Origin of the sequence: Marinomonas polaris DSM 16579 (assembly GCF_900129155.1) — a bacterium.
Taxonomy (GTDB): domain Bacteria; phylum Pseudomonadota; class Gammaproteobacteria; order Pseudomonadales; family Marinomonadaceae; genus Marinomonas; species Marinomonas polaris.
In genome coordinates this window covers 136,164-148,915 of the sequence record NZ_FQVF01000013.1, presented here as the reverse complement: position 1 = coordinate 148,915, position 12,752 = coordinate 136,164, and the positions used below count along the sequence as shown (strand labels likewise).

General features: G+C 39.7%; 11 protein-coding genes. All 11 read left to right on the top strand.

Going from position 1 to position 12,752, the window contains the following annotated elements; genetic code table 11:
• The first annotated feature begins 514 nt into the window (after nt 1-514).
• Nucleotides 515-1,912, top strand: a complete 1,398-nt coding sequence (locus BUA59_RS14790; protein ID WP_072840454.1) for a mannose-1-phosphate guanylyltransferase/mannose-6-phosphate isomerase — start codon at nt 515-517, stop codon at nt 1,910-1,912.
• A gap of 45 nt (nt 1,913-1,957) precedes the next feature.
• On the top strand, nt 1,958-3,442 hold the full coding sequence (locus BUA59_RS14785) for a phosphomannomutase (protein ID WP_072840453.1): 1,485 nt from the start codon (nt 1,958-1,960) through the stop codon (nt 3,440-3,442).
• A gap of 40 nt (nt 3,443-3,482) precedes the next feature.
• The gene (gene gmd, locus BUA59_RS14780; protein WP_072840452.1) at nt 3,483-4,601 is read left to right on the top strand and encodes a GDP-mannose 4,6-dehydratase; all 1,119 of its coding nucleotides are present in this window, start codon (nt 3,483-3,485) and stop codon (nt 4,599-4,601) included.
• Nucleotides 4,602-4,606: 5 nt separating this feature from the next.
• The gene (locus BUA59_RS14775; protein ID WP_072840451.1) at nt 4,607-5,533 is read left to right on the top strand and encodes a GDP-L-fucose synthase family protein; all 927 of its coding nucleotides are present in this window, start codon (nt 4,607-4,609) and stop codon (nt 5,531-5,533) included.
• Nucleotides 5,526-6,698 carry a DegT/DnrJ/EryC1/StrS family aminotransferase gene (locus BUA59_RS14770; RefSeq protein ID WP_072840450.1) on the top strand — a complete coding sequence of 391 codons (1,173 nt, stop codon included), beginning with the start codon at nt 5,526-5,528 and terminating at the stop codon, nt 6,696-6,698. Before BUA59_RS14775 ends, BUA59_RS14770 begins: the two co-directional genes overlap by 8 nt.
• Before the next feature lie 220 nt (nt 6,699-6,918).
• Entirely contained in the window at nt 6,919-8,712 is a 1,794-nt protein-coding gene (locus BUA59_RS14765; RefSeq protein ID WP_072840449.1) for an ABC transporter ATP-binding protein, read from the top strand.
• 9 nt (nt 8,713-8,721) lie between these two features.
• The gene (gene rfbB, locus BUA59_RS14760; protein ID WP_072840448.1) at nt 8,722-9,810 is read left to right on the top strand and encodes a dTDP-glucose 4,6-dehydratase; all 1,089 of its coding nucleotides are present in this window, start codon (nt 8,722-8,724) and stop codon (nt 9,808-9,810) included.
• On the top strand, nt 9,807-10,688 hold the full coding sequence (gene rfbA / locus BUA59_RS14755; RefSeq protein WP_072840447.1) for a glucose-1-phosphate thymidylyltransferase RfbA: 882 nt from the start codon (nt 9,807-9,809) through the stop codon (nt 10,686-10,688). Before rfbB ends, rfbA begins: the two co-directional genes overlap by 4 nt.
• Nucleotides 10,685-11,095: a sugar 3,4-ketoisomerase gene (locus BUA59_RS14750; protein WP_072840446.1), complete on the top strand. Its 411-nt coding sequence runs from the start codon at nt 10,685-10,687 to the stop codon at nt 11,093-11,095. Before rfbA ends, BUA59_RS14750 begins: the two co-directional genes overlap by 4 nt.
• Nucleotides 11,092-11,316 (top strand): acyl carrier protein, encoded by a 225-nt coding sequence (locus BUA59_RS14745; RefSeq protein ID WP_072840445.1) that lies wholly within the window; start codon nt 11,092-11,094, stop codon nt 11,314-11,316. The genes BUA59_RS14750 and BUA59_RS14745 overlap by 4 nt, the downstream gene beginning before the upstream one ends.
• Before the next feature lies 1 nt (nt 11,317).
• A complete protein-coding gene (locus BUA59_RS14740) occupies nt 11,318-12,745 on the top strand; it encodes an AMP-binding protein (RefSeq protein WP_217653743.1) in 1,428 nt (475 codons plus the stop codon).
• Nucleotides 12,746-12,752 lie beyond the last annotated feature (7 nt).

Here is a 12,752-nt window from a genome sequence, read left to right as displayed (position 1 = left end):
CTAATTCTTGATAGCCTTGTTTTGTGTTCTTTAAGACCTTGGTTTTCTGCTTATTTTTGACCACGTCGCGTAACCAACTAACATCTAACTTTTCTTTACCAACATCAATGCCAATAAAAGCCTTCATCTCTATCTACTCCCCTTGTACATGCAGCATCACCCTTACCTGGGGTGCTAGGATACCATTCAGTTTAATGGAGGTTAGGAAATCAGGGCTCAATCTACAAAACAGCATCTTTGTGCTCAGGTCGCGCACGAGCTCACCGATTTCCCGATGCGATAAGTGCTAGCTAAACACTCATCAAGAAGAGATACAAGGTCGTGCTTTAGCGCGTCAAGGTTTTGGTTTGCTATTATCGGGCTTTTGACGGCCTAAAGGCCGACCTACAGGTGATTGGTTGTTGCTAGGTTTTTTGCTCCTTTATTTGTCCTTCATTAATCCATTCTTATATTTCTTATCTCTTACTTTTGTTAGACTAGGCAGATTATTTTTGTCATATACGAAGGATCTGTTTTGAAAATTATTCCTGTTATTTTATCTGGTGGTGTAGGCAGTCGTCTTTGGCCATTATCACGTGAGCATTTTCCTAAGCAATGTTTGCCTCTGACGGATAAAGAATACAGTCTTCTTCAGCAAACCATGTTGCGTACTTTATCTTTAGAAGTGGCAGATCCTATTGTGGTTTGTAATGAAGATCATCGTTTTTTGATCGCGCAACAGTTGCAATCTATTGGTGTTAAAAAATCCAGTATTGTTCTAGAACCTAAAGGCCGCAATACGGCACCAGCCATCGCTTTGGCGGCGTTGGAAGCATTGCGAAGCCAATCTGATGATGCACTTATGCTGGTATTGCCTGCAGATCATGTTATCCGTGATCTTGCTGCTTTTGAAACGACCATTAAGCAAGCGGTTGAATTGGCTAAGCAAGATGCTTTAGTGACCTTCGGTGTGCAGCCAACTCGTCCAGAAACGGGTTATGGTTATATTCGTTCCGGTGATAATTTTTCTGTTGTGGAGTTTGTTGAAAAGCCTAACCTTGAAAAAGCTCAGGCTTATTTAGACTCCGGCGAATATTTATGGAATAGCGGAATGTTCTTGTTCCGTGCCAAGGCTTTTTTAGATGAGTTAGCGACTCATCGTGATGATATTTTTCAAGCGGTAAATCTTGCCTATAAGCAGCGTACCGAAGATTTGGATTTTGTGCGTATTGATGCTGAGCTGTTTTCACAATGTCCTGAAGAGTCGATTGATTTTGCGGTGATGGAACCGACCAAGAAAGCGAAAGTTGTACCTTATGCAGGTGACTGGAGTGACATTGGTGCTTGGGATGCTTTATATGATTATGCAGATAAAGACGCTGACAACAATGTGCTATTGGGCGATGTAATGTCAGAAGGCTCTAATAATTGCCTTATCCGTTCTGAGTCGCGTTTAGTTGCTGCGGTGGGTGTGAGCGACCTTGTTATTGTTGAAACTGCGGATGCTGTTTTAGTGATGGACAAAAACAATGCGCAGGATGTGAAGAAGATTGTTAAACGCATCAAAGCCGAAGGTCGTGAAGAGCACATTAATCACACGACGGTGCATCGCCCTTGGGGAACTTATCAAACAGTAGATCTTGGTGGTCGCCATCAAGTTAAACGTATCATGGTCAAACCAGGCGAGAAGTTAAGCGTGCAAATGCACCATCACCGTGCTGAGCATTGGGTGGTTGTGTCTGGTACTGCGAAGGTTCAGAACGGCGATCGTGAAATCCTACTAACCGAAAACGAATCTACTTACATTCCTGTCGGTGTAGTTCATGCCTTAGAAAATCCAGGCAAAATTCCTTTAGAGCTAGTAGAAGTGCAGTCAGGTAGCTATTTAGGTGAAGACGATATTGTACGCTTTAGTGATCGCTATGGTCGTTAAGACAATTGTTGTTAAGAACATGATCGTTAAGCAAGGATTGATAAAATGAGTTCTAGTGTTGTACAGGTAAAACAACTTAGCGATGAATTGGGCGTTGCCTTTGGTACCAGCGGTGTACGTGGTTTGGTCAAGGATCTAACCCCAGCACTTTGCTTTGCTTTTGTTCGTTCCTTTCTGCAAACAGTTTGTCCTTCTGCGTCTAGCGTAGCTATTGGTATGGACCTACGTCCGAGTAGCTCTGATATTGCCAAAGCTTGTTTGCTGGCCGCCGAATCTTTTGGCGCTAAAGCAGTGTTTTGCGGTGCTTTGCCAACGCCTGCTTTAGCGATTTATGCCATGCAAAATAACATGCCGGCAGTAATGATAACGGGCAGTCATATTCCGTTTGATCGCAATGGTATTAAGTTTTATCGACCAGACGGTGAGATTAGTAAAACTGATGAAACCTCTATTATGGATGGCTTAGTTGAAGTGCCTGAATTTGTTTCAGATCAAGCAGCACAGTTGGTGTTGCCTGTCATTGATCATTCTGCTATTGAGCTTTTCAAGCAACGTTATACCTTACTTTTTCCATCGAATATGCTGCAAGGCAAACGTATTGGTGTGTATGAACATTCCAGTGTCGCGCGTGATGTGATTAAAGAATTACTGGCTAATTTCGGTGCCGACGTTATTTCGTTAGAACGTACTGAGACTTTTGTACCGATCGATACAGAGGCGGTATCAGAAGAAGATGTGCAGAAAGGCTTGAATTGGTCTAAGGAATATAAGCTAGATGCCATTATATCCACAGACGGTGATGGCGATCGTCCGCTTATTGCTAATGAAAAAGGTGAGTGGTTACGCGGTGATATTTTAGGCGTGCTCTGCGCTGATTATTTACAAGCAACCCATGTGGCGGCGCCTGTCAACGTGAATACAGTTCTTGAGTTGAGAGGTAAATTGCAAAGCCCTGAACGGATCTCGCTGAGAACTAGAATTGGCTCGCCTTATGTCATCGCAGGTATGGAAGATCTGCTGCAACAATCACCAGATGCCAGAGTTGTTGGTTATGAAGCCAATGGCGGTTTTTTAGTTGGTGCTGATTTTGTTGTTAATAATCAAGTATTACACGCTTTACCAACGCGAGATTCAGTATTACCTGCTTTAATTGTACTAGCAATGTCCTATGAACAAGCTCTCCCAATTAGCCAATTAACGGATAACTATCCAGACCGTTATACAGCTAGTGATCGAATTAAAGACATTCCAACAGACGTCAGTAGACAGCTTATTGCAGATATTAAAACGACCAAGGCTAAGCAAACTGAGCTGCTATCAGCAATAGCGCAAGAAAGTGAAGTACTAGAGGTTGTTTCAATTGATGAAACGGATGGGCTTCGTATGACACTCAATAGTGGCGATATTATCCACTTACGGCCTTCTGGTAATGCGCCGGAACTGAGGTGTTATGTTGAGAGTAGTGATCAGATGCAATCTATCAGCGTTGTATCTTGTATGCTTGGTCATAAACTGTTTACTAATTTTTAACTATATTTTAATTACTACCTTGTAGAAGCATGGAGTTTCAATGAAAAAGAAAGCCCTTATCACCGGCGTAACAGGCCAAGACGGTTCTTACCTAGCGGAATTTTTGTTAGCTAAAGGGTATGAAGTGCATGGTATTAAACGCCGTGCTTCTTCTTTTAATACTCAACGAGTGGATCACATTTATCAAGATCCGCATGTTGATAATGCCAGTTTTATTCTTCATTACGGTGATTTGACTGACTCTTCTAATTTGACGCGTATTTTGCAAGAAGTGAAGCCAGATGAGGTATATAACCTAGGTGCTCAGTCTCACGTTGCAGTGTCTTTTGAATCGCCAGAGTATACGGCGGATGTGGATGCGATGGGGACATTGCGTTTGCTTGAAGCCATTCGTTTGTTGGGATTGGAAAAAACGACCAAGTTTTATCAAGCGTCTACGTCTGAGCTTTACGGTCTTGTGCAAGAGACTCCACAAAAAGAAACCACGCCATTTTATCCTCGCTCTCCATACGCTGTGGCGAAAATGTACGCCTACTGGATAGTGGTGAACTACCGTGAATCGTATGGTATGTATGCTTGTAATGGCATTTTGTTTAACCATGAATCGCCACGTCGTGGTGAAACCTTTGTGACTCGTAAGATTACTCGTGGTTTGGCGAATATTTCACAAGGTTTAGAGAAGTGCTTGTACATGGGGAATATGGATGCGCTACGTGACTGGGGCCATGCCAAAGACTACGTGCGTATGCAGTGGATGATGCTGCAACAAGACCAGCCTGAAGATTTTGTTATTGCGACGGGTGTTCAATATTCCGTACGCCAGTTTATTGAATGGTCTGCAAAAGAGCTGGGTGTTAGCTTGACGTTTGAAGGTAAGGGCGTAGATGAAAAAGCCATTGTAACGGCTATCGAAGGTGATAAAGCGCCAGCGTTAAAAGTCGGTGATGTGGTGGTACAGATTGACCCACGTTATTTCCGCCCTGCGGAAGTAGAAACCTTGTTGGGTGATCCAAGCAAAGCGAAAGAAAAGCTTGGTTGGACGCCAGAGATCACTGTACAAGAAATGTGTGCGGAAATGGTGGCAGAAGATTTAAAAGTAGCTCAACGTCATGCGTTACTAAAGTTGCATGGACATGATTTACCGTTTTCTCAAGAGTAAAAAAAATGAAAATATTATTAACTGGTGCTAACGGTATGGTTGGACAAAATATTTTGTCTATTGCTAGCCAGCATGAGCACGACTTTTTGGCACCAGGTAGTGCACAGCTTAACTTATTGGATGGTAATGCTGTCTATGACTACATCAGCACACATAAACCCGATATGGTGATCCATGCCGCTGGGATTGTTGGCGGTATTCAGGCAAATATGGCTCAACCTGTTAAGTTTTTGGTAGATAACATGCAAATGGGGTTGAATATCCTTACTGCATCTAATGCGGGTGGTGTAACTCAGTTTTTAAATCTAAGCAGCTCTTGTATGTATCCGCGTGATGCACACAATCCATTATCTGAAGATCTGATTTTGAAGGGTGAGTTAGAGCCGACCAATGAAGGGTATGCGCTTGCGAAAGTCACCAGCACACGTCTGTGTGAATACATTAGCAAAGAAAATCCAATGCAAACATACAAAACGATTATTCCGTGTAACTTGTATGGGCGTTTTGATAAATTTGACCCTAATCATTCTCATATGATTCCAGCGGTGATTCGAAAAATACACGAAGCGAAAAAAGCCAATCTTGAAGAGATTGACATTTGGGGTGATGGGGAAGCCCGTCGTGAGTTCATGTATGCTGAGGATCTTGCGGAGTTTGTTTTTTATGCGATAGATCATTTCAAAAAAATGCCTCAAAACCTTAACGTTGGACTGGGTACTGATTATTCGATTAATGAATATTATCAGGCTGTTGCGAGAGTCGTAGGCTACACTGGTCGTTTCAAACATGATTTGAGCAAACCGGTTGGCATGAAGCAAAAGTTAATTGACGACACAAGACTAAAAGCGTTTGGCTGGTCTCATAAAACCAGTTTAGAAACTGGTGTCGAAAAAACATATCAATTTTATTTAAATGAGTACTGTAATGATTAATTATTCTTTGGCAAGTAGCACTTGGGATCAAAATGAATACGCCGCGATTCAGAGAGTTATCGAGTCGGATATGTTTACCATGGGTAAAGAAGTTGCACAGTATGAAAAAGACTTTGCTGATTTTTTTGGCTCTAAATATGCACTTATGGTTAGCTCTGGTTCGACAGCAAATTTATTAATGATCGCATCGTTATTTTTTACCAAGAATGCCAAATATAAATTGAAGCGCGGTGATGAAGTTATTGTCCCCGCTGTTTCATGGTCAACAACGTATTTTCCGTTACAGCAGTACGGTTTAAAAGTGAAGTTTGTAGATATTGATCGTCAAACGTTAAACATGGATTTAGATAAACTAGAAGCGGCAATAACCGATAATACTAGAGCAATCTTGTCTGTCAATTTGTTGGGTAATCCAAACGATTTTGCCCGAATGAATGACATCATTGCCGGTCGCGATATTTTCATTTTAGAAGATAACTGCGAATCTATGGGAGCAACCATCAACGGTAAACAGGCCGGTACTTTTGGTGTGATGGGCACTTTTAGCTCATTTTTTTCGCACCACATAGCAACCATGGAAGGCGGCTGTGTCGTGACAGACGACGAAGAGCTTTACCATATCTTGTTGTGTATTCGTGCCCATGGTTGGACTCGAAATTTACCGAAGTTCAATAAAGTAACCGGCGAGAAAAGCGATGATGTGTTTGAAGAGTCATTTAAATTTGTTCTGCCTGGCTACAATGTAAGGCCCTTAGAAATGAGTGGTGCATTGGGTATCGAACAGCTGAAGAAGTTGCCAAACTTTATTGAAACACGTCGTAAAAATGCGGGGCTATTTCAGTCATTGTTTTCGGATCACCCTTTTATAGAGATTCAACAGGAAACGGGCAACAGCAGCTGGTTTGGTTTTTCATTGATCCTGAAAGAGAATGCGCCGTATAGCCGAGCAGAGTTGGTGAAAAAACTCGTGGAAAACGGTATAGAGTGCCGACCCATTGTCACAGGGAACTTCTTGAAAAATAAAGAAGTGTTGGAATTTTTTGATTATGAGGTAGCCGGAACACTAGAGGGTGCGGAATACCTTGATGAGAATGGGCTGTTTGTGGGCAATCATCAGAATGATATTGAGAAAGAGATAAGACTACTGGCGGATGTTCTTAAATGATAATTGATGCCTAAAATAAATACTTACACTGAAGAAGCTTGGGTAGTTAAATATCTTTTTAGGTTTTTTTGTTGGTTATATATTCTTGTTTTAATTTATTTTAGACCGCAATGAATGCAATTTTCATTGTAGTCCTGAATATAATTGCCCATCAAAATACTAGGTTTTCTCGAATATGATTTTTTTATGAGTATATATAAAATACGTTTTTGGATCTTATATGTTTAGTTTAGGTAAAGAAATTTTTGGCTTGATGTCAGATGGTCAGAAACGTCGTTTTTACTGGCTCCAAGGTTTAATGGTTTTTATGGCAGTAAGTGAGCTTGTTGGTATCGCATCTATTGCTCCATTTATGGCTCTTATAGGTAATCCGAGTATATTGTATGGAGATAACGTGCTAGCCGCAATATACGGTTTGACAGACATAAATGATGAGCAATTATTTATTATTTATGTTGGCCTTGGTGTATTGCTTACTTTGCTCTTATCATCCCTGATTTCTATGTACACGACTTGGAAGTTATCATTGTTTTCTACCAAAATTGGTACGGAAATCGCTAGTGATTTATATGTCTATTATTTGAACCAAAATTGGCTTTTTCACTCGGAAAATAACTCGGCAGACTTAACAAAGAAAATAGTTAACGAAACTGATCGTATGACTATGCAGATTATAATGCCATTTATGCTGTTAAACTCTAGGCTTGTTTTTGGTTTTATTATTTCTTTGAGTTTATTTTTGTACGATCCTGTTGTTGCTGTGGTCGGTTTATTGGTGTTTCTACTTGCTTACATTGCTCTCTTTAAAAATGTAAGAAAGAGTTTGAATGCAAATGGGCAGGCTATTTCTGAGTCTTATTCCACTCGATATCGTTTGATTAACGAAGCTTTGGGGGGAATTAAAGATGTCATTTTGTTAGAAAGACAGAAGATTTTCATTGAACGTTTTGATGAAACAGGAAGAACGTTAGCTCATGGGCTGGGTACTAACAACGCTATATCTTTAGTTCCTCGTTATGCGGTTGAGCTATTAGCCTTTGGTTCAATGATAGCTTTGGTTCTTGTTTTGCTAAATGACTATGAAGGTGATTTGGGAAAAATCTTGCCAGCCCTTTCTGTATATGTATTGGCCGGATTGAAGCTATTGCCAGCATTTCAGCAAATATATGGTAACCTCGCGCAAATTAAAGGGGCTTTGCCTGCATACTATGAAATAAAGACAGATCTAGCATTGGCCAAAGAGTGGAGAGCTTCTTCGGATTTTTCTGTTTCTGAATTACCGTCACTTCAGAGTGGGATTACGCTGAAAAACATTTCCTTTAGTTATCCCAATAATAATAGTCTTGCTGTTAGAAATGTTAATACATTTATTCCTGCCAAACAGGCTATAGGGGTTGTTGGAGCATCAGGATCTGGAAAATCGACATTGGTTGACATTATTCTTACTTTAATCAGTGCAAAAGGAGAAATCCTTGTTGATGGTGTTCCTATAAATGATGGTAATAAGGCTTCTTGGCGTAAAAAAATAGGTTTTGTACCTCAAAGTATTTTTTTAACTGAAGGATCAATTGCTGAAAATGTGGCATTTGGAGTCAGGTCTAAGGAGATTGATCGTAATAAAGTAAAAGTGGCTCTGGATTTAGCGCATCTTACAGATACCGTTGATAAGCTGGAGAGCGGTGTTGATACCTTAGTTGGTGAGAGAGGCGTGAAATTGTCGGGAGGACAAAGACAGCGTATTGGTATCGCTCGTGCTCTTTACCATGATGCTGAGGTAATTGTTTTTGACGAAGCAACTAGCGCTCTCGATGGTATTACAGAGAAACTAATAATGGATGCTATTAATGACTTTAGTGGTAATAAGACAATCATTATGATTGCCCATCGACTAAAGACGGTTAAGAAATGTGACCAAATATTGTTTGTTGATAAAGGCTCTATCGTTGACCAAGGGACTTATGATGATCTATATAGTCGAAATCAACAGTTTAGAAAAATGGCAGATCATAGTTAGGGTAGTCTAATGTTAAAAATACTTGTTACAGGTGGCGCCGGTTTTATTGGCTCTGCTGTGATTCGTCATATTATTCAAAATACGCAAGACACTGTTATAAATGTCGATAAACTGACGTACGCTGGAAATCTAGAGTCGCTTGCTTGTGTTATGGACAGTGCTCGTTATGCATTTGAGCAGGTTGACATCTGTGACCACGCAGAGTTGGATCGTGTTTTTTCTACCTATCAGCCCGATGCAGTAATGCATTTAGCCGCCGAAAGTCATGTTGATCGCTCTATTACTGGCCCTGCTGATTTCATTCAAACTAATATAGTGGGAACTTACACGTTATTGGAAGCGGCTCGCGAATATTGGAATACTTTAGAGGGAGATCGTAAAAGCGCTTTTCGCTTTCATCACATCTCCACTGATGAAGTATATGGTGACTTACCGCACCCTGATGAAATGATTGGTAATTTACCATTATTTACTGAAACCACACCTTATGCACCAAGCAGCCCTTATTCTGCGAGCAAAGCATCAAGTGATCATTTGGTTCGTGCTTGGTTGCGTACCTATGGCTTCCCAACGATAGTGACAAATTGTTCCAATAATTATGGGTCATATCATTTTCCTGAAAAGCTGATCCCGTTGGTCATTCTGAATGCACTTGAAGGTAAGCCTCTGCCTATTTACGGTAAAGGCGATCAAATACGTGATTGGCTGTATGTGGAAGATCATGCTCGGGCCTTGTATAAAGTCGTAACGGAAGGAAAAGTGGGTGAAACCTACAACATAGGCGGCCACAATGAAAAGCAAAACATTGACGTGGTGAAGACCATTTGTGTGATCTTAGACGAACTTCGTCCTAAAAAAACGCAATACGCGGAACAAATTACGTTTGTGACAGATCGTCCAGGTCATGATCGCCGCTATGCCATCGATGCATCGAAGATGAGCCGTGAGTTAAACTGGCAACCACAGGAAACCTTTGAGACTGGGCTGCGTAAAACTGTTGAATGGTATTTAGCCAACCAAGATTGGTGCAACAATGTTCAAAATGGTTCTTATCAGAGAGAACGTTTAGGCACCCTAGAGCAGGAGTTACAATCATGAAGGGGATTGTTTTAGCGGGAGGCTCTGGTACTCGGCTTTATCCCATTACGATTGGGGTGTCTAAACAACTACTGCCTGTTTATGATAAACCAATGATTTACTATCCGCTGTCTGTGTTGATGTTAGCAGGTATTCGAGAAGTACTGATTATCACCACTGCAGAAGATCAAGCGAGCTTTCAGCGTCTTTTGGGTGACGGGTCGAAGTTTGGTATTGAATTAAGTTATGTGGTGCAGCCGAGCCCTGATGGGCTTGCCCAAGCGTTCATTCTAGGTGAAGACTTTATTGGCAGTGATGATGTGTGTTTAGTGTTAGGCGACAATATTTTTTATGGTCAAGGTTTCACGCCTAAACTAAAGCATGCGGTTGAAAATGCGAAAAATGGCCAAGGTGCGACCGTGTTTGGCTATCAGGTAAAAGACCCTGAGCGCTTTGGTGTCGTGGAATTCGATGAAAATAAAAAAGCCATTTCGATAGAAGAGAAACCCGTTAAACCGAAATCTCATTTTGCTGTGACGGGATTGTATTTTTACGATAACTCGGTCGTTCAGTTGGCTAAACAGGTACAGCCATCTGAGCGTGGTGAGTTGGAGATTACCTGTCTGAATGAAATGTATCTCAAACAAAATAAGCTGAATGTCGAAATGCTAGGTCGTGGCTTTGCTTGGCTAGATACTGGTACGCATGAAAGCTTATTAGAAGCGGCGCAATTTGTTGAAACCATAGAAAAGCGCCAAGGTTATAAAATAGCTTGCTTAGAAGAGATTGCTTTTTATCAGAAATGGTTAAATACAACCCAAGTTAGTGAGATAGCTAAACTTTTAAATAAAAATAGCTACGGACAATATTTATTGGAAATTATTAAGGAGGAAGTGTGAGTTTAATTAATTTAATTGACTTTCCATCTTTAGGTGATGATCGTGGCTCATTGGTGGCGTTAGAAAGCCATCAATCAATTCCATTTGATATAAAGCGTGTATATTATATTTTTGGTACTCAGAAAGGTGTTTCTCGTGGTTTTCATGCTCATCAACAGCTAAAACAGGTCGCTGTTTGTGTAACAGGTCGCTGTCGAATGGTTTTAGATAATGGTAAACAGCGTGAAGATGTTTGGTTAGATTCAGCGACGAAAGGTATTCTGATCGAAGATATGGTGTGGCGAGAAATGCATGATTTTAGTGAAGATTGTGTGCTTCTTGTTTTAGCAAATGAACACTATAACGAATTAGACTATATTCGTGATTATGATTGTTTTTTAAATTATTTTGTTGGAAATGAAAAATGAAAAATGAAGTTAGAGAGCTAATTGCAAAGATATTAAATGTTTCAACTGATGTTGTTGTAGATGATCTAGCTGTTGGAGATATTCCAGAATGGGATTCTTTAGCTCATATGAATATAATTGCTTCAATTGAAAAGGAATTTGGAATTACTATAGATATCGAGCAAACACTAGATATTGAAGATGTTGAAGACATTATAGAAATTGTTAAGTCGAATAAATAGTATGACTATAAATCTTGTTGAAAAAATACTGAGTAATGCTAGTGAAAATCCAAATTCTGTAGCTGTATATTTAAGAGATAAGCCTAAAACTTATTCTCAATTAGTTCACGACATCAAAATTTTGTCAGCTAATATAGTCTATAAAGACGAGTGTAATTCTGCAGTTTTAATTACTGCTAGTAATACTTATGAATTTATTGTTTTATATTTTGCTGTCCATTTTTCAGGAGGGTATTCAGTAATAATTCCTGAGGACTCAGATGTTAAATATAAAAAGTTTGTGTTTGATAAAGTCAACCCGAGCCTCTGCGTAGATAATGTCGAAGCGTTTTTTCTTGAATCGCTATCATCTGAAATAGATTTGGATGAAACTAGAAAGCCTTTTAATAAAATCGCAGATTTAATGTTTACTAGTGGTACTACTGGCGAGCCAAAAGGTGTTGTTTTAACACATGAAAAACTCTATCTAGCAACAGAGCATATTGTTAAGAATGTAAAAAATAAAAGTGATGATATCGAGCTGTTATTAATGCCACTAAGCCATTCTTTTGGAATGGGAAGAATGCGTTCGACATTGTATGCCGGGGGGACTTTAGTTTTAGGCTATCCATTTAAGAAGCTTAAAGATGTTTTTAAAGCAATTGAGTATCATAATGTCACGGGTTTTGGTTTGGTCCCTTCTGCTTGGAATTATATTGTCGGGATGTCTAAAAACTTAATCTGTAAATATGCTTCTAGAATTAGATATATTGAGTTTGGTAGCGCTTATCTTCCTGCCGAAGAGAAAAAAAGAATCGCAGAGTGGTTTCCAAATACTAATATAGTGATGCATTATGGGTTAACTGAAGTCTCCAGAGCATTTTTTATAGATTTTCATAAAGATCCACTAGATGCTGTAGGTAATATTTCAGCAGCTGTTGAAGTGATTATCCTGAATGAAGATTATGAAACTGTAAGTAGCGGTGAAGAAGGTGAAATTGCCATAAAGTCCCCATGGATGTTAAGTCATTACTATATGAATGAGGCTCTTTCTAAAGAAAGTGTTGCTCAGGGTTTTTTCAAAACTGGTGATCTAGGGAAAATAAAAGGAGGCTATTTATATTTAACTGGTCGACTAAAAGAGATTATAAATGTAGGTGGGAAAAAAGTTAGTCCTTATCAGGTCGAAATGTATTTAAATTCACTTGTTTTTATTAAGGAATCTGGTTGCATTGCTTTGCCTGACTCTAACTTAGGGGAAGTTGTTCAGGCATTTATTGTTATAGATGAGTCTTGTAACATGGAACAAGATACAATTATTATCAGGATTAAGAAAGAAATGGCTAAAGTTCTGCCTAGTTATATGCGCCCTCAAAAATATAGTATTGTCAAATCGATTCCTAAAACGCCATCTGGAAAAATGCAACGTCTAAAATTATTAAATCAATAGAGGTATT